This is a genomic window from Quisquiliibacterium sp., assembly GCF_982640115.1.
In genome coordinates this window covers 1-25,916 of sequence record NZ_CEXFHW010000037.1, presented here as the reverse complement: position 1 = coordinate 25,916, position 25,916 = coordinate 1, and the positions used below count along the sequence as shown (strand labels likewise).

Here is a 25,916-nt window from a genome sequence, read left to right as displayed (position 1 = left end):
CGCGCCTGAGGGCGCGCACGACCCGGCCCGCCGAGGTGAGCGGCTCAGCGCCGGTTGGCCAGCGCCTGCCCGTCGAGCAGATCGGCCCGCCAGGCCAGCGCCAGCCAGGCCAGCAGCGCCAGCCCCACCACGAGAAGGCCGAGCGCGCTGGCCAGATAGCCGATCACCGGGATGATCGCGCCGGCGATCAGCAGCCCGAGCGGCAGCGTGTAGATGGCCAGCATGCGCACGCCCATGATGCGGCCGCGGAAGCGATCCTCGGAGGTGCGCAGCAGCAGGATGGCCAGCGAGAGCATGCTCAGGCTCTGCGCGATGCCCGCGGCCACCAGCAGCGCCAGCGCCAGGCCCAGGCTGGTGGCCACGGCAAAGCCCACCAGGCACAGATACCAGGCCACGCAGGCGCCGACCATCATGCGACCAGCCCGCACCTTCGGGCCGAACACGCTGATCAGCACCGATCCGATCAGCGCGCCGGCGGCGAAGCTGGCCACCATCCAGCCCAGGCCCTGCTGATCGAGATGGAAGACATCGCGCGCGATGTAGGGCATCAGCCCGCCGGTGAAGGGGAATGCGGTGAGGTTCACCAGTGCCGCCAGCGTCATGGCGGCCAGCAGCCGGGGCGTGCGCCAGACATACACGAGCCCCTCACGCAGATCCCGCCACGGCGAGGGCCGCTCGGCGCGCGTCGCCCCCCGACCACCGCCCTCCACCATCAGGGTGAGCACCACCCCGAGCGCGTAGAGCGCGATGATGAAACCGTAGGCGGTGGCCATGCCGAAGGAGGCCATGAAGCCGGCCCCGGCCAGCGCGCCGCCCACCTTGGCAGAGTCCATGGTGGTCCGGGAGATGCCCATCGCCGCCACCAGTTCGCGCGGCGGCACGGTGGCACCCACCAGCGCGCTGCGCATGCCGATGTCGGTGGGCCGGATCAGCCCGCAGAACGCCGCCACGACCAGCACCGCGGTGGGGGTGAGCTGGTCCAGCAACGCCAGCGTGAAGATCACCGCGGCAAACAGTGCATACGACAGGCGCATGGCCGCCAGCACATTGCGCAGACCCAGCCGGTCACCGAGCACCCCGAGCAGGGGTGACACCAGCGTGCCCACGAACTGCAGCGAGCCGAACACCGTGAGCAGCACCACCGAGCGGGTCTCCACCAGGACATACCAGCCCAGGATGAGGGTCTCCATCTCGAGGGCCCAGGCGGTGCAGAGGTCCGCCGGCCACTGGTAGCGGAAGCTGCGGGTGCGAAACGGCGTGAGGGCGGCGATCATGGCCGCTTGCGGGTGCGTACCGGCCGGGCAAGCGCCACCGGCAGGATCAGCACGAGGTAGGTGCAGGCCGAGACCAGAAAGATGTCGTTGGCCCCCAGCGTGAGCGCCTGCTGCTCGATCACCCGCTCGAGCAGGCCCCGGGTCTGCTCGAGCGACATCCCGGCATCACGAAGGGGATCGAAGAACGGATGCTCCAGCGACCAGCCGGCACGGCTGGCACCTTCCACCAGATCCACGCGATGGGTCTGGGTGCGGGTGTCCCAGGCGGTGGCGGCGATCGAGGTACCGAAGGCACCGGCCGAGATGCGCACGAAGTTGCTCAGCCCCGCGGCGAGCGGAAACTGCGACGGCGGAATCTCCGACAGCGAGATGGCGCTCATCGCGATGAAGAAGAGCGAGCCCGCCAGGCCCTGCAGCAGCATCGGGATGACGATCGTGGCGTAGTCGGCCTGGGTGGTGAACAGCGCGCGCAGCCAGAACGAGGCCGCGAAGGCGAAGAAGGAGATGATCGCCACGGTGCGCGCCAGTCCGCGGTCGATGCCCTTGCCCGCAGAGGGCGAGAGCAGCACGGCGATCACGCCCACCGGCGCCAGCACCAGACCCGCCCAGGTGGCGGTATAGCCCATGGCCTTCTGCAGCCAGAGCGGCAGCAGCACCACATTGCCCGAGAACAGCGCGAAGCCGCCGGCCAGCGCGATCACGCCGCAGGTGAAGTTGCGGTTGGCAAAGAGCCTCAGGTCGACGATCGGATGACGGTCGTGCAGTTCCCACACCACGAAGCACACGAAGCCCACCACCGAGACGACCGCCAGCAGGCGGATCTCGGTGGACGCGAACCAGTCCTCCTCGCGACCGGTGTCGAGCAGGATCTGCAGTGCGCTCACCCAGACCACCAGCAGCACCAGACCGACGACATCGACCGGCAGGCGCCGCGGCGGATGGTCGCGGTGGCGGTAGATGCTCCAGGTCATGGCGGCACAGAACAGGCCGATCGGCACATTGATGTAGAAGATCCAGGGCCAGTGGAAGTTGTCGGTGATGAAGCCGCCCAGCAAGGGCCCCACGATCGGCGCGAGCAGCACGGTCATCGACCAGATCGCCAGTGCCCTGCCGGCGTTCTCCGAGGGGTGGGTGCCGAGCAGCAGGGTCTGCGACAACGGCATCATCGGCCCGGCCACCAGCCCCTGCAGCACCCGGAAGGCGATCAGCCATTCCAGCGACGGGGCCAGGCCGCACAGCCAGGAGGCCAGCGTGAACAGCAGCACGCTCGCCACGAACAGCCGCACCTGCCCGAAGCGCGCGGCCAGCCAGCCGGTGAGCGGCACCGCAATGGCATTGGCGATGCCGAAACCGGTGATCAGCCGCGTGCCCTGGTCGACGCTCGCGCCGAGATCACCCGCGATCGCCGGCAGCGACACATTGGCGATCGAGGCGTCGAGCACATTCATGAAGGTGGCCAGCGAGAGCACGAGCGTGCCCATCGCACGCTGCCCGGCAGGCAGCGGCGGCGGCGGAACGGGGATGGCAGGCGGCCGGGCGGCCGCGGCCGGCACGGAAGCAGCGGCCGGGGCTGCCTCGGGCCTGGGGGCCGACGAAGACATCGCCCGATGGTATGTCGCGCACCGCTCTCGCGGCGGCGCGCGGGTCGCGCCCGGTTTCGGGAAGTGCGCGCCGGCGCGGCGGGCGCCTGGGCCCGACCGGTTCAGGCCGGTGCGCCGGGCGAGCGGCGCACGCGCTCCTGCAGGAGCCGGCCGATGCGCTCGTTCATGATCTCGGTGGTGCCGTCGGTGAAGCCCATCACCTTGGCTGCGGCCAGGTGCCGGCCCAGGCCGTGCTCGTCGAGCAGGCCTTCGGCGCCCATGGCCTGAATGCAGGCGGCGATCGCCGGCAGGGTCTGCTCGCCGGCGAACTTCTTGGCCATGGCGGCGGCCTGCTGCGCGTCGAGCCCGCGGTCGATCAGGCTGGCCGCCCGGTAGGTGAGCAGGCGCAAGGCCTCGAGCGTGGTGGCCACATCGGCCAGCGACCAGCGAAGGCCCTGATGACCGAGCAGCGGCTGGCCGAAGGCCTCGCGTTGGGCGCCGCGAGCCAGCGCGAGCATCAGGGCGGTGTCGATCATCCCGGCGCACATCGCCGGGATGTGCGCGCGCGCCTTGTTGATCGAGGACATTGCGGCCTTGAAGGCCTGGCCAGGCGGATACAGCATCAGGGCATCGGGCACGAAGCAGTCCTGCAGCCGATAGCCGCCGGTGCCGCTGGCATGGATGCCGGCCACCGCGAGCGGCGGCTCGCGCAGGAAACCCGGCTGGTCGGCCGACACGATGAAGCAGGCGATGCCTCGGTCGCGGCTGCCGGGCTCGGTCTGCGCAAAGGTGAGAAGGACATCGGCCTGCGCGGCGTTGACGATCCAGCGCTTGGCGCCCTCGAGCACCCAGCCGCCGGGGGCGCGTCGCGCCGTGGTGGCCGAGGCGGCGAAGTCGCTGCCACCCCCGGGCTCGGTCATGCCGGTGCAGCCGATGAGCTCGCCGGCCAGCAGGGCCGGCACGAAACGGGCCACCGCCTGCGCCGAGCCGTGGTCGGCGATGCGCGAGGCGGTGTTGTGCTGATTGACCAGCGAGAACGCGAAGCCGAAGTCGTGCCGACCGATCTCCTCGACCATGCGCAGCTTGGCGCCGAAGGGCAGACCGAGCCCGCCGTGGGCGACGGGCACCTCGACCGCCGCCAGCCCCTGCCCGCAGGCTGCCTGGATGGCCTCGCGCGGGAAACGGCGCAGGTCTTCCCATTGGCGTGACTGAGGGGCAACCACGCTGCCGGCGAAGGCGATGGCGCGCTCGACGAGGCTGCGGGCGGCGGGCGCGAGGCCGGCGTCGAACTCCTGGGTGGGATGCATGGGCCGATCCTCACGGCCGGGCCTCGTGATGTCAACACAGGCCCGGTTCACGGCGCTGCGGCTCGGATGCCGTTCAACCGTCGGCCAGCCAGGCCTCGAACTCCTCGGGCGGGATCGCCATCGTGCCGGTCTGCCCGGCCGCCAGCTGGATATCCCCATCGGCGCTGACCACTGCCCGCGGGGCATCGGGTTCGGCCGCCTGCAGGTGGCGCAGGTAGGCCACGATGCGTTCATCGGCGCGATTCATGCCGCTGCCCCCCGAAAAGTGCACCCGCAGGTTGGCCAGCCGGGTGTGGTCGTTCATCTCGACGCCGTCGAACCAGAGGTGGATGCGAAGCGAGGGCGCCGCCAGTGCCAGTTCGGCCAGACGCTCCTCGAGCACCCGGCGCGCGCGTGCGCCGGGCTGGCCCTGCTCGTGGTGCGGACCGAACCAGGCCGGCAGGCCGTGCAGCACGTTGTGGCCATCGACCACCAGGCTGCAGTCGGCGCCCTGATCGATCGCTGCCTGCAGCGCCAGCGACGGCAGTCCTGTCAGGCGCTGGCGGGCGCGCGACCAGCCTTCACTCAGACCGGCGCGCGCGTACGCGGTGCTGCCAGCCTGACGGAGCATCTCGTGGGCCTGCTGGCGCTCGGCCGGCGTGAGAAGACCGAGACCGCCCATGGCCGCGAGCGAGCGACGCAACGCAGCCAGCGCGTCGAGGTCAGGCGCCTGGGCGAGTCGCTGCGCCAGGCGCTGCAGCAGCGGGTTGGCAGGCGGCAAGGGGGCGTACCGATCGAGCAGATGCTGCAGCTGGGCCGCGCGCGCGGCAAGCCGATCGCGCAGCGGCCCGAGGGCTGGCAGCGGGCTCAGGCTCTCCGCCTGAGCCTGGTGAATGTCGGCCATGGCCTGCTCGCAGCGGGCAAGCGCTTCTCGCAGTTCGGTACGCAGGCCATGGCGGCGGTCGATGCGCGCCTGCTCGGCGAGCAGGGCCTGCGCCTGGGCGAGCAGATCATCGCCCCCCGCAAGGGCGGCGGCCTCATCGGCCAGGGCCTGTGCCGGTACCAGCCAGCGCAGCAGGCGGCCATCGAGCCGGGACAGGGTCTCACGCGCCACCTCGGCCGCAAAGGCGGCTTCCCGATTGGCGAGCCGCGCCTCGGTCGCGTTCAGATCGGCGCGCAGGCGATCGCGCTCGACAGCCAGGGTCTCCAGGGCCGGCCGCAGCCGGTCGCGCTCGGCACCCGTCTCGTCGCGCTCCCGCTCCAGCTGTCGGATGCGCTGACGGGCCTGCCGCAAGGCCATGACCTGCTCCCGGTCGGCGGCCGTTCGCACACCGCGCGATCGGCCCGCCACAACCGCCAGGGGCGCCACGGGCGCATCCACCGACGCACACGCCGCCGCGGGCACGCCCGCCTCGCGGCCGGCGGCCTGCTGCCAGGTTCCGGTGTGCCGCAGAAAAGGCGCGAGCGCCTCGCCCAGCGCCGAGCGGGCCCGGATCGCATGGTCCGGCGCCGGTTCGTCGGTACCGTCCGCAGGCGCATCGAGCAGGCCAAAGGCCAGGGCCCGCACCGCTTCTCGCTCATCGAGCAGCAGGCTGGCGACCAGGGGCTCGATGCCGTGGAGCGCCACCAGATGCGGCAGGATGCGCCGCAACGCGGCCTCGGAGAACACCCACAGCAGTTCCCCGGCCAGACCGGCTGCGTGCAAGGCCTCGCGCAGGTCGGCGGGCAGGTCGGCGGCATGGGACAGCTCGCGCTGCAGACCGGGCAGCAGCGCCACCGGCGCCACCCGGCCCGGTCGGAAGCCACGGCGGGCCTGAGGCCGCGCGAGCGCCAGCACCTGAAGCTGCGGGCCCGGCACGCGAGCGAGCATGGCCTTCCACTGGGCCAGCACACCGGGGGGCAAGGGACGACCATCGATCTCCATGTCCGGATTCTGCGTGATGCGGCGCTCGCCAGGTGAGACCGACCCTGCCGGCGGGAGAATCGGGATAGGCTTCTCGCGTCAGCGCCCGGCGCTTGCGCCGGGCCGCCCGCCCCCCCCACAGGAGCCACCATGGCGCAGGTCAACCCCGGCCGCTTCACGGCCGACCTCGGCGATCGCAAGGAAGTGGTGGTCTTCATCATCGGCATGCGCATCAACCGGCTGCTGCAGTTCTGGCGCTGGATCCCGGTGTTCGCAGTCATGCCGAAGATGATCGTCGAGCTCTGCCGCGATCCCTCGCTGGGCATGCTCGCCCAACCCCGGACCTTCATCTCCGGGCGGGTGGTCATGCTGGTGCAGTACTGGCGCTCGTTCGAGGAGCTCGAGCGCTTCGCGCGCGATCCGCAGCGCAGCCACCTCGGTGCCTGGCGCGACTTCAATCGCCGCATCCGCAACAACGGCTCGGTGGGCATCTTCCATGAGACCTACCGCGTGCCGGCCGACGCGATCGAGACCGTCTACGGCAACATGCCGGTCTTCGGGCTGGCAGCGGCCACCGCCTGCGTGCCGGTGCGCAAGGGCCGCCACAGCGCGGCCGCGCGCCTTGGCGTGCGAGCAGACGGCGACGCACCGATCGATCCGTACTGAGCAGGGGCACCGGATCGGAAGGCATGCCGGACGCAGCAGGGCAGACACCCCGCCGGCCGATTGCCTGCCCCGGAACCGGTCGGGGGTCAGACGCGCGGCGACGCAGCGGTGCGCGCTCCCTCGTAGACCGCAACCAGCGCGGCCGCCTCCGCGCGAACCCTGTCGCGCAGCTCGGGCGGGCCGAGCACCTCGCAGTCGCGCCCCTGGCGCAGCACTTCGCCGATGAGCTCACGCGGATCGTGATAGGGCACCTCGAGCTCCAGTTCGCCCGACTCGAGCAGGCGGGTCCGTTGCTGCGGATGCCAGGTTTCGGCCTGCACCCAGCGGGAGCGCCAGGCAGAAAAGCGCAGCCGCGCCCAGCGCAGGCTGGCGCTCGGGTGCGAGAAGATGCCGTAGCCGGCATCGAATCGCTCGGCGAGTTGCCCGGCCGGCACTTCCAGTGCGGCATCGGGCAGAGCGACTGCCGCCTGCAAGGCGTCAACCGCGAAGCTGCGCAGGTCCTGCCTGAGGTGACACCAGGCATCGAGGTACCAGTTGTCGCGGTAGTACACCAGCCGCTGCGGCGAGAGTTCGCGGATGCTGGTCTGGTCGGTGTTGCGGTTGTGGTGGATAACCCTCAGCCGACGCCGCGCCAGCGTGGTGCTGGCCGCCACTTCGAAAAAGGCCAGGCGCTGCAGCCGGCGGGCCACGGGCACCAGACGAACGCGGTCCATGGTGACTCCCGGCTGCCAGCCGCCCTTGCCCAGCAGCGCGTGCAGCCGGCGCTCCAGCGGCTCGACATGGCGGGCGAGCAGTCCGGGTTCGATACTGCGCAGCAGTTGCTGCATGGCCAGCAGCGCATGGATCTCGCTGGGGTTGAACCAGAGGCTGGGCAGCGCATAGTCCGGAGCGCCAACGGCATCGAGGCGATAACCGCCGCGCTCACGGTCGAAGACGATCGGCGCGCGAAGACGGTCCCGGAGATAGGCGATGTCACGAAGCAGCGTGGCGCGAGACACACCCAGCTCGGTCATCAGGCCGGTCAGCGGGATGCAGCCGCGATCCTTCAGGAGGCGGTCTATCCGATAGAAGCGTTCGGTGCGATCCATGGGCGCGGTCGGTGTCAAGACGCCGCAGGATGCCCGCAGTCGGTCTCAGGGGATGAGCCTGGCGCCGCGAGGCCCCACGTTCGGACTGCGATCAGCCGGCGGCGTGGGCCGAGAACGCCGGCCCCGCTCGGTGCGCGCTCAGCCGCGGCGCGCCGCCCAGAAGGTGCAGCCCTGTTCGCCGTAACGCTCGGTGTGGGTCGTGCCTCGGGGCACTTCGAAGATGTCGCCGGGCAGCAGCCGGCGGGTGTCCTGGCCCAGGGTCAGCCAGAACTCGCCGGCCACCACCAGACCGCGGGCGTCGAAGGGATGCTCGTGAGGCTGGGTCTGGAAGCCCGGCGCCCATTCGCGCACCAGCACGGTCTCGTAGCCCAGGCGGGCGGCCTGCTCGGTGTACTGCTCAAGGGTCGGCAAGGTCATGACAACGGCTCCTGGGCGCCTCGAAAGCCGAGATGGTGCCATGCGGCGCCGATCGGCGCTGCCGGCGCCTGGGGCAGATCAGACGGGGCATTCAGCGGAAAGCGCTGCCCGCAAGTCCTGGGCTCCCGGACGGATTGGCCCACCCACCCTGTACGATGGCGAGGCGCTTGCCCACCAGGCCACCTGGTGCTTCGAGCTGCGCGATCAGCGCAAGCCCGGTGTCCGGCTGGGCGACGAGCTCGAGCTCCATCGGGTGGAACTGCCCAAGGCACGGCGGCTGCCGCCCGGACCGGGCCCGTACGCACTGGATCGCCCATTGAGCGCCTGGATCGACTTCTTCACCCACTGGCAAGACGAGGCACGCATGGCCGAACTCAACGAACCCGCGGTCCGGCAGGCGCTGAACCGGCTGCAGGAAATCAGCGCCGACGAGCAGACACGCCAGCGCGCCTTCATCCGCGCCCGCGCGCTCAGCGACGAGCGTACCGCGCGTCGGGAGGAGCGAGAACTCGGGCGCGCGGAGGGGCACGCGGAGGGGCGGGCGCAGGGGCGTCTCGAGGGCGAAGCCGACCTGCTGCGGCGACTGCTCGTGGCTCGCTTCGGCCCGCTGCCATTGACGATCGACCAGCAGATCGAGGCGGCCACCCCGGCCGAGCTTCAGCGGTGGGCCGATCGCCTGCTCGGTGCAGAGAGCCTGTCGGCCGTGATCACCGGCTGAACGCTCTGCTCCCACGCGAGCCATGCGCTCACACTTCCTGCTCGACCCCGGCATCACCTTCCTGAACCACGGCTCCTTCGGCGCCTGCCCGCGCCCGGTGTTCGAGGCGCTGCAGCACTGGCAGCGGGAGATGGAGCGCAATCCGGTGGACTTCCTGGGCCGTCGCTCCGCCGGCCTGCTGGCCCAGGCCCGGGCCGCGCTCGCCAGCCACGTCGGCGCGCAGGCCGCCCACCTGATCTTCGTGCCCAATGCCACCACCGGGGTCAATGTGGTCGCGCGCTCGCTGGCGTTGGCCCCCGGCGACGAAGTCCTGGCCACCAACCACGAGTACGGCGCCTGCCTGGCCACCTGGCAACGGGAGTGCGACCGGGCAGGGGCGAGGCTCACCCTGGTGGACATTCCCCTGCCCTTCGAGCGCGAGGCCTTCGTGCCTCGCCTGATGGCGTGCGTGGGCCCGCGCACGCGCCTCATCTTCGCCAGCCACCTCGCCTCCACCACCGCGCTCGTCTTCCCGGTGCAGGCGCTGTGTGCGCAGGCGCGCGAACGCGGCGTGCTCACCCTGATCGATGGCGCCCATGCGCCCGGGCAACTGCCGCTGAGCATCGACGCGCTCGGCGCCGACTTCTACACCGGCAACGCCCACAAGTGGCTGTGCGCGCCCAAGGGCTCGGCCTTCCTGCACGCCCGCCCCGAGCACCATCCCCACCTGCATGCCACGGTGACCAGCTGGGGCTATGTCGCCGGCACGGGCGGCCACACCGGCTTCGATGCCTATACCGGCAGCACGCTGCTGGAGCGGCGACTGCAATGGCAGGGCACGCGCGACATCGCCGCCTGGCTCGCCGTGCCCGCCGCCATCGACTTCCAGCGCCAGCACGACTGGCCGTCGGTGCAGGCACGCTGCCATGCCATGGCCGTGGCCCTCATGCATCGCGTCGCGCAGCGCACCGGCCTGCCACCGATCGCCGCCGATGCCGACTTCGCCCAGATGGTGCCGTTGGCCGTCCCGCACGATGACGCCGAGGCGCTGCGGGCCCGCCTGTTTGATGAGCATCGCATCGAGGTGCCGGTGACGCGCCACGACGGCCGCAGCTTCGTGCGGGTCTCGGTGCAGGGCTACAACGACGAGGCCGACCTGACGCGGCTCGAAGCCGCGCTGGACGCGCTGTGAAACAATCCGGTGCCCTCGCCGCCCTGAGCCCCTGATGGATCCCATCGCATCCCTGCCCGGCCTGCTGGTCGGCCTGCCGATCGGCGCGCTGCTTGCCTGGCTGCTGCTGCGGGGGCGCCATCAGGCCGACCGCGAGGCGCTGGTGGCCACCGCCCTGGCCGAGCAGCAGGCTGCGGTGGCCACCGCGCAGGCGCAGTGGCAAACCTCGGCGGCCCGGGTGCAGGGCGATCTGCAAGCCGCCGCCGCCGCGGCCCAGCAGCGTGCCGAGCAGGCCGAAGGCCTTGCTGAGCTGCGCCAGCATGAACTCGCCCAGGCCCGCGCCGCCTGGGAGATCACCCGCAACCAGCTCGACACCAGCCGCGATGACAGCGCCCGTTTGGACGAGCGCGCTCGCCGCGTGCCCGAACTGGAGCAGCGGCTGAGGGAGCGCGACGACACGCTCGCGCAGCTGCGCGTCGAACGCACCGAGCTGCTCGGCCAGCTCGAGGCCGCGAAGACCCGGCTCGAGTCCGAGCAGGCCCGCGCCACCGAGAAACTCGCCCTGCTCACCCAGACCCAGGAGGCGCTGAGCGAGCGTTTTCGGCTGCTGGCCGCCGAGGCCCTGGAAACCAGCACCAGCCGCCTGCAGGCCCAGAGCCAGGCCGCGCTCGGCAGCCTGCTCGACCCGCTGCGCCAGCGCCTGAGCGACTTCCAGAAGAAGGTCGAGGAGGTCTATGTCGACGAGAGCAAGGAGCGCTCGGCGCTGCGCCAGCAGGTGGAAGGCCTGCTGCAGCTGAACCGCACCCTGAGCGATGACGCGCGCAACCTCACCGCCGCGCTGCGCGGCTCGGCCAAGAGCCAGGGCAACTGGGGCGAGCTGATCCTCGAACGGGTGCTCGAGGCCTCGGGCCTGCGCAAGGGCCACGAGTATGTGGTGCAGGATGCCCAGCGCAACGAGGACGGCGAGCGCCAGCAGCCCGATGTGGTGATCCACCTGCCCGAGTCGCGTCGCCTGGTCATCGACGCCAAGGTGAGCCTGGTGGCCTACGAGCGGCTGGCCGGCGCCGAGGACGAGGGCGCGCGCGAGGCCGCGCTGCGCGAGCACCTCGGCTCGGTGCGGGCCCACCTGCGCGGGCTCTCCGAGAAGCGCTACCACGCGCTCTATGGCCAGCTCGACTTCGTGCTGATGTTCGTGCCCATCGAGCCGGCCTTCATGGCCGCGGTCACCCACGACCAGCAGCTCTTCATGGACGCCTGGGAGCGCAATGTGCTGCTGGTCAGCCCGTCCACCCTGCTGTTCGTGGTGCGCACCGTGGCCCATCTCTGGCGCCAGGAGGCGCAGAGCCGCAACGCGCAGGAGATCGCGCGGCGCGGCGCCGAGCTGTACGACCGGCTCACCGGCTTCGTCACCGATCTGGAAGCGGTCGGCACCCGCCTCGACCATGCCCGCCAGGCCTGGAGCGACGCGAAGAAGAAGCTCGGCGAAGGCCGCGGCAATGTGATCCGTCAGGCCGAGATGCTGCGCGAGCTCGGCGTGAAACCCAGCAAGCAGCTGCCGCGCAACCTCGTCGAGGAAGCCGGCAGCCCACCCCAGGGAGAGTCCGATGTCCAGCCATGACGAACTGATCCGCCTCACCGCCACCGAGGCGGTGCACCGGCTGCGCCGCCGCGAACTCTCGCCGCTCGAGCTGCTCGACGCGGTGGCCGCGCGCATCGAGGCCGTTGACGGCGCCGTCAACGCGCTGCCGATCCGCTTCCTCGACATCGCCCCCGAAGACGCCCGCCGGATGATGGCCGCGCCGCCGCCCGCCGACCCCGGCCCGGGCTGGCTCGCCGGTCTGCCGGTGGCCGCCAAGGACTACAACGATGTCGGGGGCCAGCCCACCACCTTCGGCTCGCCGATCTTCGCGCAATCGATCGCACCCCACGATGACCACACGGTGGCCACCCTGCGCGCCAGCGGCGGCATCTTCTTCGCCAAGACCAATGTGCCGGAGTTCGCCGGGTCCAACACCTTCAACCCGGTGTTCGGCGCCACGCGCAATCCCTGGAACCTGGCCATGACCGCGGGCGGTTCCTCGGGCGGCGCGGCCGCGGGCCTGGCCAGCGGCACCCTGTGGATGGCCATGGGCAGCGACCTCGGCGGCAGCCTGCGCATCCCGGCGAGCTACTGCGGCATCGTCGGCCTGCGGCCCTCGGTGGGCCGGGTACCGCGCGGCGCCGGGCTGGCCGCCTTCGACTCGCTCTGGGTCGAGGGCCCGATGGCGCGCAATGTGCCCGACCTCGCCCTGATGCTCGACGCGCTCTCGGTGCAGCACCCCGAAGACCCCTGGTCGATGCCCGCGCCCGCGCAGCCCTTCGTGCAGGCCGTGCGCGAGGCCCGGCCGCCGCGGCGCATCGGCTTCACGCCCGATCTCGGCCTGTCCCGGGTCGATCCGGAAGTGGCCGCGATCTGCCGCGCCGGCGCGCAGCGCTTTGCCGCGATGGGCACGCAGGTGGACGATGCCTGCCCCGACTTCCGTCACGGCATCGACACCTTCCAGACGCAGCGGGCGCTGATGTTCGGTGCGCTGCGCGGCGAGCTGCTGGCGCGCGAGCGGGCCCGCATCCATCCCTCGATCATCTGGAACATCGAGAAGGGGCTGAACCTGGGCATCGACGAGGTGCTGCGCGCCGAGCGCGAGCGCACCGCGCTCTTCCATCGCGTGGCCGCCTTCTTCCAGACCCACGACCTGCTCGCCTGCCCGGTGGTGGCGGTGCCGCCCTTCCCGGTCGAGCAGGCCTATCCCACCCGCATCGGCGATCAGGAGCTCACCAGCTACATCGACTGGATGTTCCTCACCTTCGTGCTCAGCCTCACCGGCTGTCCGGCGCTGTCCATTCCCTGCGGTTTCACGGCCGGCGGTCTGCCGGTGGGTCTGCAGCTGATCGGCCCGCCGCACGCCGATGCCCGGGTGCTGGCCGCCGCGGCGCTGCTCGAGCAGGCGCTCGGGCTGGCCACCCAGGTGCCCCGCAATCCCTCACCCGCCCCGCGCGCCTGAAAGCCCGGCTTCCATGACCCAGACCCTGCTCTTCTCGCCCTGGCAGCTGCGCGATGTGACGCTGCGCAACCGCGTGATGGCCGCGCCCATGTGGCAGTACGCCGGCCGCCACTGGCGGCCCACCGACTGGCACCTCATGAACCTCGGGCGGCTGGCCGATGGCGGGTCGGGTCTGGTCTTCCAGGAAGGCACCACGGTGGAACGGCGCGGGTGCGGCACGGTCGGCGACATCGGCATCTGGGATGACGCGGCGGTGCCGCACCTGCGACGCCTCGTCGACATCATGCAAGACTGCGGCGCGGTGCCCGGCATCCAGCTGATGCATGCCGGCCGCAAGGCCCGCCAGAAGCCGCCCGACCAGGGCCGCGGCCCGCTGCTGCGCACCCCCGAGATCGCCGACTGGGACGACTGGGATGTGATCGCCCCGAGCGCCATCACCCTGCCGGGCGAGAGCGCCGCGGCACCACGGGCGATGAGCGAGGCCGACATCCACGCCGTGATCGACGCCTTCGTCGCGGCCGCGCGCCGAGCCGATGCCGCGGGCTACCAGGTGCTCGACCTGCACGCTGCGCACGGCTACCTGCTGCACAGCTTCCTGTCGCCCCTGGCCAACCAGCGTGGCGACGCCTGGGGCGGCAGCCTCGCCAACCGCATGCGCTTCGTGCTCGAGATCGTGGCCGGGGTGCGGGCGGTTTGGCCGGCGGGCAAGCCGATCTTCGTGCGGCTGTCGGTGATCGATGGCGCCGCCGGCGGCTGGACCCTGGCTGACAGCGTCGCCCTGGTGCGCGAGATGCACCGGCTGGGCGTTGACCTGATCGACTGCTCGGCCGGCGGCATCGCCGGCTCGCCGCTGCCCGCCGGGCAGAGCGCCTCCTACGGCTACCAGGTGGACCTGGCTGCGGCCATCCGCCGCGAGACCGGCGTGCCCACCTCGGCGGTCGGCCTGATCGTGCACGCCAGCCATGCCGAACGCATCCTGCGCGAGGGCGCCTGCGACCTGGTGGCGCTGGCGCGCGAGCTCATCCACAACCCCAACTGGCCGGTCGACGCCGCGATCAAGCTCGGCGACGACATCGGCTATCGGGTGATGAAGACCCGCGGCGGCTTCTGGCTGGAGCGGCGCGCCGCCACCGTGCCGGAGCTGCGCGCCTCCACCCAGGGCGAGGACGAACTCAGCCCCCGAGAAAGCCCGGGCTGATCGCGCCCTGACGCACCGCCTCGTCGGCTTTGGCCTCGGCCTCGCGGATGGCGGGCAGGCGGGCGAGCACGGCGGCGATCCGCTCGCGCGGGATCACCACCACCCCGTCCAGGTCGGCCACCACCACATCGCCGCTGCACACCCGCCGGCCGGCCAGCATCACCGGCCGGCCCACCGTGCCCGGACCATTGCGGTGCGGCGAGTTGGGCGTGACGCCCATGGCCCAGGCGGGCAGACCCACCCGCTGCAGGCCGACGCGGTCGCGCACGCAGCCATCGGTGACGAAGCCCACCGCGCCGCGGTTGCGGGCCATGCCCAGGACCAGGTCGCCGGTGATCGCGCAGCCGGTGAAGCCGTCGGCCGCGGCCATGATCACATCGCCCGGCTGGATCGACTGCAGGGCGTGGATCAGCGCCAGATTGTCGGCCGGGCCGGCATGACAGGTGAGCGCCACGCCGCAGAAGGCGTACTGCTCGGCGATGGCCGGGGCGAGCCGGCAGTCGAGCGCGCCGTCGCCGCCCATGGCATCGGTGAGAAAACCGGTGGGCGTGCCACGCAGCTGCTCCACCCAGGCCGGGTCGGGTCGCTCGAAGGCATCGGTCTGGATCAGCGGGACTTCATCGATCATGGCGCGCTCCGGGGTGTTGGACGGAGCGCCGACACTATCACCGGCCGGCGGCTACAGGCCGAGATGCTCGCGGCGCACCGTCTCGTCGGCGGCCAGTTCGGCCATGCTGCCCGAGAAGCGGATCTGCCCCTTCTCGAGCACATAGGCGCGATCGCAGACCAGGCCGGCAAAGTGCAGGTTCTGCTCCGAGAGCAGCACCGACAGGCCCTCGCGCTTCATGGCGTTGATCGAGCGGGCCATCTGCTCGACGATCACCGGCGCCACGCCCTCGGAGGGCTCATCGAGCAGCACCAGCCGCGGGTTGCCCATGAGGGTGCGGGCCACGGTGAGCATCTGCTGCTCGCCGCCGCTCATGCGCCCGCCCGGCCGCTGCGGCATCGCCGCCAGGTTGGGAAAAAGCGCGAACAGACTGGCCACGGTCCAGGTGGGCGCGCCGGGCCGGGGCGGCTGGCGTCCGACCTCGAGGTTCTCGAGCACGGTCAGGTCGGTGAAGATGCGCCGGTCTTCGGGCACCCAGCCCAGCCCGGCGCGCGCGATGCGGTGCGGTGCCCAGCCCGAGATGTCCTGACCGGCGAAGCGCACCTGCCCCGCCCGCCGTTCGAGCAGCCCGGCCACCGCCTTCAGGGTGGTGGACTTGCCCGCGCCGTTACGGCCCATCAGCGCCACCACCTCGCCGGCGCCCACCGAGAGCGAGACCTCGCGCAGGATCTGCGCGCGGCCATACCAGCCATCGAGCCGACTGACCGACAGCAGCGGCTCGGCGCCAACGGCCAGCGTGCCAGCCGGTCCACCGCTCATGAGGTCACCCCGGGCGCGGCCACGCCGCTCTTGGCCAGACTGCTGCCCAGGTAGACCTCGCGCACCCGGGCATCGTCGCGGATGGCCTGGGGCGGGCCCTGCGCGATGAGCTGGCCGCGCGCCAGCACGATCAGGCGATCGGCGTGCGCGAACACCACATCCATGCTGTGCTCGGTGAACAGCACCCCGATGCCGCGCTCGCGCACCAGCTGGCGCACCAGCGCCACCAGCGCGTGGCGCTCGCGCGGGGCCATGCCCGCGGTGGGCTCGTCCATCAGCAGCAGGCGCGGCGCATTGGCCAGCGCGATCGCAAGCTCCACCCGCTTGATGTCGCCATAGGCGAGCGCGCCGCAGGGCGCCTGCGCCATCGCCTCCAGGCCGACCGCGCGCAGCAGCTCGAGGGCAGGCTCGCGATGACGCTCGGCGGCGCGCCCCCACCAGCGGTGCAGCGCGCCCTCATGCGAGAGCAGCGCGAGCTGCAGGTTCTCGAGGACGGTCATGGAGGTCCAGGTGGCCGCGATCTGGAAGGTGCGGCCCACGCCCCGGCGCCAGATCTGACGCGGGCCGAGCCCGGCAAGATCCTGACCGGCGAGCAGCACCCGGCCCCCGTCGGCCTGCAGCTGGCCGTTGATGCAGTTGAAGCAGGTGGACTTGCCCGCGCCGTTGGGGCCGATCAGCGCGAGCAGCTCGCCCGCGGCCAGCTCGAAGGACACGCCGTCGACCGCCTGCACGCCCCCGAAGGCCTTGCGCAGCGACTGCACCTGCAGCAGCGGCGCGGCGCTCATGGCCGGCTTGCGCCGGGGCGCGCGAGCAGCGCCTGCAGGCGCGGGCCCAGCGCCCCGGCGATGCCCTGCGGAAAGGCCAGCACCAGCGCGAGGATGGCCACGCCCAGCACCGCCCGCCAGTAGTCGGTGGACCGGATGATGGTGTCCTGCAGCCAGGTGAAGGCCGCCGCGCCCACCACCGGGCCGGCCAGGGTCTGCACGCCGCCCAGCAGCACCATCACCAGCCCGTCGATCGAGCGGCCGACCGCGATGGTCTCGGGCGAGATCGACCCCTTGGCGAAGGCGAAGAGTGCGCCCGCCACGCCGCCGAACAGGCCCGACACCGCGAAGGCCCGCCACTGGATCGCGGCCACATCGATCCCGGTGGCCTCAGCGCGCAACGGCGAGTCGCGCGCCGCCCGCAGCGCGAAGCCGAAGGGCGAGTGCAGCATCCGGCGCAGCAGCACCACGCCGGCGGCTACCACCGCCAGGGTGAGCCAGTACCAGGCCTCGCGCGAGGACAGCCAGGCCGAGGGCCAGATGCCCACCAGGCCGTTGCTGCCGCCGGTGACCGCGTCCCACTGGAACACCAGCGCCCAGACGATCTGCGCGAAGGCAAGCGTGAGCATGGCCAGGTACACGCCCGAGAGGCGGACCGCGAACCAGCCGAAGAGCATCGCCCCGGCCAGCGCGAGCAGCGGCGCGGCCAGCAGCGCAAGCTCCATGGGCAGGGCCAGCGCCTTCACGCCGAGCGCCGCGCCATAGGCGCCCAACCCGAAGTACGCGGCATGGCCGAAGGAGTGCATGCCGCCCGGCCCCATCAGGAAATGCAGGCTGGCCGCGAACAGCACCGCGATCAGGATGTCGATGCCCAGCACCGGCAGGTAGGGCCAGGCCTGCGCGGCCAGCGGCAATGCGGCGAGCAGCGCGAGCAGCCCCCACCAGGCGCGGCGCTCGCCGGGGCCGGCCGGCCGCAGCGGCGCCTCGAGCTGGGCCGCGCCCGCGCGCACCGCGCCGGCCGGGCGACCGAGCAGGCCCCAGGGCCGCAGCACCAGCACCAGCGCCATCACCAGGAACTCGGCCACCAGCGTCAGCCGCGAGAAGGACACGCTGAACTCGCCCACGCTCACGGTGCCCAGTGCGTAGCAAAGGGCCTTGGTCTCGGCGATCAGCAGCGCCGCCAGATAGGCGCCGGGGATGCTGCCCATGCCGCCCACCACCACCACCACGAAGGCCTCGCCGATGGTGATCAGGTCCATGCCGAGATTGGCCGGCTCACGCGGGATCTGCAGCGCGCCGCCCAGCCCGGCGAGCAGCGAGCCGAGCGCGAACACCCCGGTGAAGAGCCAGGCCTGGTTCACGCCCAGCGCGGCGACCATCTCGCGGTCCTGGGTGGCGGCGCGCACCAGCACGCCGAAACGCGTGAAGCGCAGCAGCAGCCACAGGGCGGCAAGCACCAGCGGACCGATCACCACCAGCAGCAGGTCGTAGCTGGGCAGGCGTGCGCCCAGCACCTCGACCGCCCCCTTGAGGCCCGGCGCGCGCGGGCCGAGCAGGTCTTCGGGGCCCCACAGCCAGAGCACGGCATCGCGCACCACCAGCGCCACCGCGAAGGTGGCCAGCAGCTGGAAGAGCTCCGGCGCGGCGTAGATCCGTCGCAGCACCGTGAGCTCGATCAGCGCGCCGATCGCGGCCGTGAGCAGCGCTGCCGCCACGATGCCACCCCAGAAACCGAGCACGCTGCCCGCACCCAGGCGGTCGATGAACGACCAGGCGAGGTAGATGCCCACCATGGCCAGGGAGCCGTGGGCGAAGTTGACGATGCGGCTGACGCCGAAGATCAGCGACAGCCCCACCGCCACCAGGAAGAGCGTGGAGGCCCCGGCCAGTCCGTTGAGGAGCTGGACGATGAGGGTCTGCGCGCTCACTGCATCGCGTCGGCCGGACGCAGCTTGCGCACCGCGGCGTCGGAGGGCTGGACCGCTGCGCCGTCGATGTAGCGAAAGTCCTTCATCACGCCACGGCCCAGATTGACCGTGGTGACGCCCACATAGGCGCCCATGGTGGCCTGGTGGTCGAGGGCGCGCCAGGTGATGCGGCCGAAGGGGCTCTCGAGCTGCAGCCCGCGCATGGCCTCGACGAGCTTCTCGGTGTCGGTGGACTTCGCCTTGCGGATGGCCTGGGCCAGCGACATCATCGACGCATAACCCACCACCGAGCCCAGACGCGGGTACTCCTTCCAGCGTCGCTGGTAGGCGGTGAGGAAGCGGTCATGCTCGGCCGAACGGATGCTGTACCAGGGGTAGCCCGTGACGATCCAGCCCTCCGGGGCCTCGTCACGCAGGGGGTCGAGGTACTCGGGCTCGCCCGAGAGCAGCGAGACCACCGGGCGGTCCTTGAACAGGCCGCGGGTGCTGCCCTCGCGCACGAACTTGGCCAGGTCGGCGCCGAAGGTGACATTGAAGATCGCATCGGGGCGGGCGTCGATCAGCGCCTGCGCCACCACCCCGGCATCGATGCGGCCAAGCGCGGGCGCCTGCTCGGCCACGAACTCGACATCGGGCTGCGCCGCCTTGAGCAGTTCCTTGAAGGTGGCTGCCGCCGACTGGCCGTACTCGTAGTTGGGATAGACGATCGCCCAGCGCTTCTTCTTCAGCTTCGCGGCCTCGGGCACCAGCATGGCCGCCTGCATGTAGGTGGAGGGGCGCAGTCGGAAGGTGTAGCGGTTGCCGTTCTGCCAGGTGATCTTGTCGGTGAGCGGCTCGGCCGCCAGGAACAGCACCTTGCGCTGGCGGGCGAAGTCGGTCACCGCCAGCCCGACATTGGACAGAAAGGTGCCGAAGACCACCGACACCCGCTCGCGCGAGACCAGCTCCTCGGCCACCCGCACCGCGTCGCCCGGGTTGGCGTTGTCATCGCGCGAGATCACCTCCACCTTCTGGCCGAGCAGGCCGCCGCCGGCGTTGATCTCCTCGAGGGCCAGCTCCCAGCCCTTGCGGTAGGGCTCCAGGAAGGCGGGCTGGGCCTTGTAGCTGTTGAGTTCGCCGATGCGGACCTGCGCGCCGGCAGGCGCGGCCAGCGTCAGACACAGGCCAAGGCCGAGCCCCAGCGCGCGCAGCAGACCAGGGCGGGCACAGCCGGATGACGATGACATGGGAGAGCTCCGTGGGAGAAACGGCCGGCAGACGGCCACCGCCCTGATTATCCCATCGCCAGCCGGCCGGGCCGCTCAAAGGCTCACAGAGCCCTCGAACTGTCCGCGCCCGGGATACCACGGCGCGAGCCACACCCCGCCATGGGCGAAGCGCCAGGCCCGCACCTCGCCAGCGGTGGTGGTGACCACCAGCTCGGCCCGGCCATCGCCATCGAGATCGCCATACCAGGGCACGCCCTCGATGCCGCCGGCGAGCTTCAGCGACCCGATCACCCCGCCGGTGGCGACATCGACGCAGTGCAGGCTTCCCTCCATGTCGCCGATCAGCACGGCCGGGCTGCCGCGGCCGAACACATCGTGCACAACCGCCGAGGAGTTGATCGGCCGCGTGGACAGCGACTGGCGCCAGACCGTGCGGCCGCTGCCGTCGATGCACCAGAGCTTGCCGGCATCGCAGCCGGTCACGATGCGGTGGCTGCCCTGCCCCGGCATGTGCACCGGCATGGCCGCACAGTCGATGTCGGCGCCGATGTCCTCGGAGATGCCCAGCACCCGCCCGCGATGGGCATCGAGGATGTAGGCGCGGTTGTCGCGCGAGGACACCAGCAGCTCGATGCGTCCGTCGCCGTTGACATCGGCGGCCGCGATGAAGGCATCGGTGGGGCCGGTGTCGGCCTCCCAGATCAGCGCGCCGGTGGCCCCGTCCAGGCAGCGGGTGCGGCCGTCGACACAGGCGCTGTACACCCGAACGCCGCCATCGGCCGCCAGCACCAGCGGGTAGGGCTCGATGTTCTCGAGGGCCGCGTACTGCCACACCAGCGCGCCGCTGCGCGCGTCGATCTTGCAGAGCTGGTTGTCGAAGCCTCCGGCATAGAGAAACCAGCCGCCGGGCTCGTGCACCAGGGTGCCGGCATGCTGGTAGTAGCGGTCGCTGGGCCAGCGCGGCTCCACACGATAGGTATCGCCCGCCGCGGGCAGCACATCCCAGGGCTCGGCCACCGTGAGCGTGCTGCCGCCGGGGTTCTCGACCACCTCGCGCGCCTGCCCGGCGCCGGGCCCGCTGGTGATGCGCAGCAGCGCGCCGTGGCCCCGCCCCTGCATCCGCAGAAAGGCATTGGCGGCCCAGGCCTTGGCGTCATCGGTGAGGCTGCGCGGCCCGGCGCGGCTGACCCGGCCGCTGGCCTCACGGCCGTACAGGCTGGCGAAGGTCCAGCGCAGGCTGCCGTCATCCGAGAGGCAGCGGATCAGGCCGTCATGGCCGGGCGCAAAGATTTCCACGGCGCCATCGCCGTCGACATCGGCCGCCTGGCAGCGGCCATAGCAGGGCCCGCCGGCACGCGCGCGCCACAGGGCCTGGCCGGTGTCGGCGCGCAGCGCGCTGACATGACCATCCCAGCCGCACAGCACCACGGCCCGATGCCGTTCGCCATTGGCGCGGGCCATCACCGGACCGATCGGCGAGGAGTAGATCGGCTTGCCACCGGGCGACAGGTGGGTCCACAGGGGCTGGAGCAGCCCGAGGGCTTCCAGGGAGGGGGCTTCGGGCATGGCGGTGACGCAAGTGGGGCGGCTGCGGGCCGGACGCTGCCAGCGTAGCCCGCGCCGGGCGCGCCCGGCCGCCGCCCGGTGCGCCCGCCTTGAGGCGGCTCAGACCGACTCGTCGATATGCGCGAGCGCGTCGCGAAAACGGGCCAGCGCCCGCTCGCGCTGGCTGGGCACATGGTAGTCGGGGAACAGCGCCTCGGTGGGCTTGTAGTCGCGCAGCATCTGCTTGGCGAGCGTGGCCTTGTGGACCTCCACCGGACCGTCGGCCAGCGCCACATGGTAGGACTGCATCACCAGATGCGCGAAGGGCATCTCCTCGGAGATGCCGATCGAGCCGTGCAGCAGCAGCGCGCGCGAGGCGATGTCATGCAGCACCTTGGGCATGGCCGCCTTCACTGCCGAGATGTCCTTGCGCACCTTCTTGTAATCCTTGTGCTGGTCGATCAGCCAGGCGGTGCGCAGCACCAGGAGGCGGAACTGCTCGAGCTCGATCCAGGAGTCGGCCAGCCGCTCCTGCACCATCTGCTTGTCGGCCAGACGCTCACCCTGGGTGCGGCGCGAGAGCGCCCGTTCGCACATCATGTCGAGCGCGCGGCGCGCCTCGCCGATGGTGCGCATGGCATGGTGGATGCGGCCACCGCCCAGCCGGGTCTGGGCCACCACGAAGGCCTCGCCGCGGCCGCCGAGCATGTGGTCGGCCGGCACCCGCGCCCCGTCGAACTCGAGATAGCCATGCGTGGGCACCGTCTCGGTCGGGAAGCCCGAATTGCGGATCACCCGCAGACCCGGTGTGTTCGTGGGCACGATGAACATCGACATGGTCTTGTAGGGCGGCGCGTCGGGATCGGTGACCGCCATCACGATCAGGAACTCGGCGAACGACGCATGCGAGGCAAACCACTTCTGGCCGCTGAGCACCCACTCGTCGCCATCGCGAACCGCGCGGGTCTTGAAGACCTTGGGGTCGGCGCCGCCCTGCGGTTCGGTCATCGCGAAGCAGGACACGATCTCGTTGTCGAGCAGCGGCTGCAGGAATCGGCGCTTCTGCTCGGGCGTGCCGTAGTGGGCCAGGATCTCGGCATTGCCGCTGTCGGGCGCCTGGCAGCCGAACACGGTGGGGCCGAAACGCGAGCGGCCCAGGATCTCGTTGAGCAGCGCAAGCTTGACCTGGCCGTAGCCCTGGCCACCGAGCTCGGGCCCGAGATGGCAGGCCCACAGGCCGCGCTCGCGCACCTGCGCCTGCAGCGGCCGCACCAGCGCGTTGCGGCGCGGATCGCGCACATCGCAGGGATGACCGAGCACATGGTCGAGGGGCTCGATCTCCTCGCGCATGAAGCGGTCGACCCAGTCGAGCTGCGCCTGATAGGCATCATCGGTGGCAAAGTCCCAGGCCATGTCGGTCTCCTTGTGTGAACGAGACCGACATGGTCGGCGCCGGCGCCGGCCGGCGCATCGGCCGGGGCGCTGAAACGGACCGGCCGCGGGAGTGCCGCGGCCGGTTTCGGGCTGCGGGCCGCATCGGCGGCCCGCGCAGGACAGCTTACTTGCCGCCGCGGGCCTTGAACTCGGCCTTGCCCTTCTGGATGGCGGCCCAGAGTTCGGCAGCGGCGCCGCCGGTCTCCTTGACCATCTGCTCCTGGTTGGGCAGCACCAGCTTCACGAACTCGGCGCGTTGGGCCGGGGTCAGCTCATGGATGGTGCCGCCCTTGGCCTTGAAGTCATCCATCTTGGGCTTGATGCTGGCATCGACCTCGCGGCGCATGCGCGGCGCATCGGGCACGGCCGACTGCACGGCGGTCTTCTGCTCGGGGGTCAGGCCATCCCAGATCCGCTTGTTGATGATGAAGGCCGAGGGATGGTGCAGGTGCCGGGTGGTGACATAGTGCGGCGCGCTCTGGGCAGCCGGGGTGGTCACGTAGTACGGGAAGGGCAGGTCGGCGGCTTCGACCAGGCCGCTCTGCAGCGCCGGGAAGAGCTCGGAGAGCGGCATCTGCACGCCGTTCACGCCCATCGACTGCCAGAAGATCTTCGAGGACAGCGCCGGGCCCACGCGCACCTTCATGCCTTTGAAATCGGCCGGGGTCAGGCAGGGCTTCTTGCAGACCACATCGTTCCAGCCCACCTCGCTGATGCCGAGCAGCACCACGCCCTTGGCCTCGTAGATCTTCCTGAGCACGGGCAGGGCGTGGTTGTCGGTGACATAGTCACGCTCCGCGTCGCTGGTCCAGAGATACGGCGTGGTCATGATGCCGGCCTCGGGAATGGCCGGCGCAATGCCCGCCATGGAGATGCCGGCCACCTCGATGCGGCCGCGCACGATCTGCTGGGCGATCTCCTGCTCGCTGCCGATGAACAGCCGCTCGGCCTTGATCGCACCCTTGGTGTTGGTGCCGATCTTGGCAACGACCTCCTCGACGAAACCGATCAGCGGGGAGCCGGGCTGAGCGGCCGAGGCCACCTTCCAGTTCTGCTGGGCCTGGGAAGGCGAAGGCGACGCGGCGAACAGCGCCGCGACCGCCACGATGAGGGACGCGAGTTTCATGGTGTCTCCGTTGTGGGTGTTGGAACGCCGGCTGCGTCCGGCGTCGGGCAGGATCATGCCACGCTGCCCGCGACGCCCACGCACCGCCCCCGGTGGGGACAAGGAATCAGGAGGCGGTGGGTGCGCCGCCCCCGGGGCGCTCAGGGCTCCAGGTAGGCATCGATGAGGCGACGACGCTCGCCAGCGCCGATGCCGATCGTCTCGAGGTAGCGATCGACTCCGCCGTGTTCGGCGCCGACCACCTCGAAGGCGGCGGCCAGAAATCCCGACTGCACCCGCCAGAGGACATCGAGCACCTCCTGGGGCAGATCGGTCTGCGAGGCATGCGCCCGCCGGTAATGCTGGTTGGTGAGCAGGAAGTCGTGCTCGACCTCCTCGCGGGACACGCCCATGGCCAGCAGCAGCAGCGCCGCCGCGAAGCCGGTGCGGTCCTTGCCGGCGGTGCAGTGGAAGACCGCCGGGGAGTGATCATCGGCCAGGTGGCGCAGCAGCGTGCCGAAGCGATGGCTGTTGCCGCGTACGAAGGCGCGATAGGTGTCGCGCATGACCGACTCGGCATCGCGCGCGGTGAGCTGGCGACCGGCCGCGCGCAGGGTGTCGAGGTTCTGCACCACCGTGGGCTCGATCGGCAGCGGATGCTGCACCACGCCCGGCAGCCGGTAGGCGGTGGCGGCGCGCTCGGCCACGCCGCGAAAGTCGAAGGCGCGGGCCAGTCCGAGGGCACCCAGCGCAGCCTCGTCCTGCGGCGTGAGCGCGGCGAGGTGGTCGGAGCGGAACAGCCGCCGCCAGCGCACCGGCCGGCCATCAGCGCCGCGGTAGCCGCCCAGATCGCGGAAGTTGGTGGCGCCGGTGAGATTGAGCGAGCGGGAGGGCGTGGCGGACATCGGTGGGTTTCGAAACGAGGCGGATCCTGCATCATAGGCCAGCGCGGTGGCGGCGGCATGACGCCCGCACGGCCCGCGCGATACTGCCGGGACACGCCCCAGCGGAGGCCTCATGCACCTCACCGATCTGTATTTTCGCGGATACCGCACCCACCCCGACCGGCTGGCGCTGAGCGGCGATGGCGGCGATCACACCTACCGTCAGGTCTGGCAGCTCACCAACCGCATCGCCCGGCGGATCGGCGCGGCCGGCCTGGGCCCCGGAGACCGCTTCGCGGTGCTCAGCCCGAACACCGGGCAGGCCTTCATCGCGATGCTCGGCGGCATGCGCGCCGGTGTGGCGTGGTGCAACCTGAACATGCGCGCTGCGCTGCCCGACATCCTGCACATCCTGGCCGCGGGGCGCTGCAACCTGCTCTTCTTCGACCCGTCCGCAGCCGGCCTGATCGACGCCATCCGCCAGGGCGTGCCCACGCTGCGCGAGGTGGTCTGCGTGAACGGCGTCGACCCGCGGGTGCCCAGCCTGCACGACTGGCTCGGCGATGCCTCCGACGAACCCCTCGCGCTGCGCCTGGACGAGGCCGCGCAGGGTTTTCAGGGCGCCACCGGCGGCACCACCGGCCGCTCCAAGCTCACCATCGGTTCGAACCGCTTCATGATGACCGGCGTGCTCGCCTGGGCCACCTGCCTGCACTTCGAGGACCCGCCGGTGAACCTCGCGGTAGCGCCCATCACCCATGCCGGCGGCTTCGTGGCGCTGGGCATGGGCCAGTTCGGCGGCACCACCATCATGATGTCCACGCCCGACGTCGCCGCGATGATCGAGCTCATCGAGACGCGCCGGGTGAGCGTGCTGTTCCTGCCGCCCACGCTCATCTACATGCTGCTCGCCCACCCGCGGGCCGCGCAGGCGGACTTCTCCTCGCTGCGCTACCTGATCGCCGCGGCATCGCCCTTCGCGCCGGAGAAGATCGTCGAGGCGGTCGAGCGCCTGGGCCCGGTGGTGTGTCAGGCCTTCGGCCAGACCGAGTCGGGCTTTCCCACCACCTTCATGTCACCGCCCGAGATCGCGGCCGCGGTGCGCGAGCCGGCGCTGCGTCACCGGCTGCTTTCCTGCGGGCGACCCACGGTGATCGTCGAGGCCATGGAGATCATGGACGAGGAGGGCCGGCTGCTGCCCGCCGGCGAGACTGGCGAGGTGGTGCTGCGTGGTCCCACGCTGATGGACGGCTATCTCGACGACGCGGCCGCCACCGCCGAGATCATGAAGCACGGCTGGC

Annotated in this window: 22 protein-coding genes; 7 read left to right on the top strand and 15 right to left on the bottom strand. The window is 71.4% G+C overall.

The features are described 5' to 3' along the window. Positions 1-44: 44 nt before the first annotated feature. From AC2H6A_RS06510 to AC2H6A_RS06495, 4 genes are all read right to left on the bottom strand, one after another. Entirely contained in the window at positions 45-1,274 is a 1,230-nt protein-coding gene (locus AC2H6A_RS06510) for an MFS transporter (RefSeq protein ID WP_484272339.1), read from the bottom strand. Further along, entirely contained in the window at positions 1,271-2,875 is a 1,605-nt protein-coding gene (locus AC2H6A_RS06505) for a DHA2 family efflux MFS transporter permease subunit (protein WP_484272338.1), read from the bottom strand. The genes AC2H6A_RS06510 and AC2H6A_RS06505 overlap by 4 nt, the downstream gene beginning before the upstream one ends. Positions 2,876-2,976: 101 nt before the next feature. Next, on the bottom strand, positions 2,977-4,161 hold the full coding sequence (locus AC2H6A_RS06500) for an acyl-CoA dehydrogenase family protein (RefSeq protein WP_484272337.1): 1,185 nt from the start codon (positions 4,159-4,161) through the stop codon (positions 2,977-2,979). A 73-nt stretch (positions 4,162-4,234) separates the two neighbouring features. Next, a complete protein-coding gene (locus AC2H6A_RS06495) occupies positions 4,235-6,064 on the bottom strand; it encodes an NYN domain-containing protein (RefSeq protein ID WP_484272336.1) in 1,830 nt (609 codons plus the stop codon). Positions 6,065-6,193: 129 nt separating this feature from the next. Between AC2H6A_RS06495 and AC2H6A_RS06490 the strand changes: the two genes are divergently transcribed. Further along, on the top strand, positions 6,194-6,709 hold the full coding sequence (locus tag AC2H6A_RS06490) for a DUF4188 domain-containing protein (RefSeq protein WP_484272335.1): 516 nt from the start codon (positions 6,194-6,196) through the stop codon (positions 6,707-6,709). Positions 6,710-6,795: 86 nt separating this feature from the next. Here the strand turns inward: AC2H6A_RS06490 and AC2H6A_RS06485 are convergent, their stop codons facing one another. Continuing rightward, positions 6,796-7,797 (bottom strand): helix-turn-helix transcriptional regulator, encoded by a 1,002-nt coding sequence (locus AC2H6A_RS06485; RefSeq protein ID WP_484272334.1) that lies wholly within the window; start codon positions 7,795-7,797, stop codon positions 6,796-6,798. A 138-nt stretch (positions 7,798-7,935) separates the two neighbouring features. Beyond that, the gene (locus AC2H6A_RS06480) at positions 7,936-8,214 is read right to left on the bottom strand and encodes a cupin domain-containing protein (RefSeq protein ID WP_484272333.1); all 279 of its coding nucleotides are present in this window, start codon (positions 8,212-8,214) and stop codon (positions 7,936-7,938) included. A gap of 40 nt (positions 8,215-8,254) precedes the next feature. Between AC2H6A_RS06480 and AC2H6A_RS06475 the strand changes: the two genes are divergently transcribed. The 5 genes from AC2H6A_RS06475 to AC2H6A_RS06455 are packed head-to-tail and all read left to right on the top strand — an operon-like array spanning position 8,255 to position 14,321. Further along, on the top strand, positions 8,255-8,932 hold the full coding sequence (locus AC2H6A_RS06475; RefSeq protein WP_484272332.1) for an Rpn family recombination-promoting nuclease/putative transposase: 678 nt from the start codon (positions 8,255-8,257) through the stop codon (positions 8,930-8,932). Between the two features lie 22 nt (positions 8,933-8,954). Continuing rightward, positions 8,955-10,103, top strand: a complete 1,149-nt coding sequence (locus AC2H6A_RS06470; protein WP_484272331.1) for an aminotransferase class V-fold PLP-dependent enzyme — start codon at positions 8,955-8,957, stop codon at positions 10,101-10,103. Between the two features lie 34 nt (positions 10,104-10,137). After that, a complete protein-coding gene (locus AC2H6A_RS06465) occupies positions 10,138-11,700 on the top strand; it encodes a DNA recombination protein RmuC (protein ID WP_484272330.1) in 1,563 nt (520 codons plus the stop codon). Then, positions 11,687-13,123, top strand: coding sequence for an amidase (locus tag AC2H6A_RS06460; protein WP_484272329.1), 1,437 nt, complete (start codon positions 11,687-11,689; stop codon positions 13,121-13,123). Before AC2H6A_RS06465 ends, AC2H6A_RS06460 begins: the two co-directional genes overlap by 14 nt. Before the next feature lie 13 nt (positions 13,124-13,136). Continuing rightward, positions 13,137-14,321, top strand: coding sequence for an oxidoreductase (locus AC2H6A_RS06455; protein WP_484272328.1), 1,185 nt, complete (start codon positions 13,137-13,139; stop codon positions 14,319-14,321). Here AC2H6A_RS06455 and AC2H6A_RS06450 read toward each other — a convergent pair. The 9 genes from AC2H6A_RS06450 to AC2H6A_RS06410 form a co-directional block, all read right to left on the bottom strand. Beyond that, positions 14,296-14,949 carry an RraA family protein gene (locus tag AC2H6A_RS06450; RefSeq protein ID WP_484272327.1) on the bottom strand — a complete coding sequence of 218 codons (654 nt, stop codon included), beginning with the start codon at positions 14,947-14,949 and terminating at the stop codon, positions 14,296-14,298. The genes AC2H6A_RS06455 and AC2H6A_RS06450 overlap by 26 nt on opposite strands. 51 nt (positions 14,950-15,000) lie before the next feature. After that, positions 15,001-15,747: an ABC transporter ATP-binding protein gene (locus AC2H6A_RS06445; RefSeq protein ID WP_484272326.1), complete on the bottom strand. Its 747-nt coding sequence runs from the start codon at positions 15,745-15,747 to the stop codon at positions 15,001-15,003. Then, complete coding sequence (locus AC2H6A_RS06440; protein WP_484272325.1) at positions 15,744-16,532, bottom strand: ABC transporter ATP-binding protein; 789 nt, start codon at positions 16,530-16,532, stop codon at positions 15,744-15,746. The genes AC2H6A_RS06445 and AC2H6A_RS06440 overlap by 4 nt, the downstream gene beginning before the upstream one ends. Then, the gene (locus tag AC2H6A_RS06435) at positions 16,529-18,439 is read right to left on the bottom strand and encodes an ABC transporter permease (protein WP_484272324.1); all 1,911 of its coding nucleotides are present in this window, start codon (positions 18,437-18,439) and stop codon (positions 16,529-16,531) included. Before AC2H6A_RS06435 ends, AC2H6A_RS06440 begins: the two co-directional genes overlap by 4 nt. Then, positions 18,436-19,665, bottom strand: a complete 1,230-nt coding sequence (locus AC2H6A_RS06430) for an ABC transporter substrate-binding protein (RefSeq protein ID WP_484272323.1) — start codon at positions 19,663-19,665, stop codon at positions 18,436-18,438. The genes AC2H6A_RS06435 and AC2H6A_RS06430 overlap by 4 nt, the downstream gene beginning before the upstream one ends. A 75-nt stretch (positions 19,666-19,740) precedes the next feature. After that, positions 19,741-21,213, bottom strand: coding sequence for an outer membrane protein assembly factor BamB family protein (locus AC2H6A_RS06425; protein WP_484272322.1), 1,473 nt, complete (start codon positions 21,211-21,213; stop codon positions 19,741-19,743). A gap of 99 nt (positions 21,214-21,312) precedes the next feature. Further along, a complete protein-coding gene (locus AC2H6A_RS06420; RefSeq protein WP_484272321.1) occupies positions 21,313-22,605 on the bottom strand; it encodes an acyl-CoA dehydrogenase family protein in 1,293 nt (430 codons plus the stop codon). 145 nt (positions 22,606-22,750) lie between these two features. Further along, positions 22,751-23,752, bottom strand: a complete 1,002-nt coding sequence (locus AC2H6A_RS06415) for a TRAP transporter substrate-binding protein (protein ID WP_484272320.1) — start codon at positions 23,750-23,752, stop codon at positions 22,751-22,753. Between the two features lie 140 nt (positions 23,753-23,892). After that, positions 23,893-24,636: a tyrosine-protein phosphatase gene (locus AC2H6A_RS06410; RefSeq protein ID WP_484272319.1), complete on the bottom strand. Its 744-nt coding sequence runs from the start codon at positions 24,634-24,636 to the stop codon at positions 23,893-23,895. Positions 24,637-24,748: 112 nt separating this feature from the next. Here AC2H6A_RS06410 and AC2H6A_RS06405 point away from each other — a divergent pair. Beyond that, positions 24,749-25,916 (top strand): class I adenylate-forming enzyme family protein (locus AC2H6A_RS06405; RefSeq protein ID WP_484272318.1); only part of this gene is annotated, 1,168 nt, incomplete at its 3' end.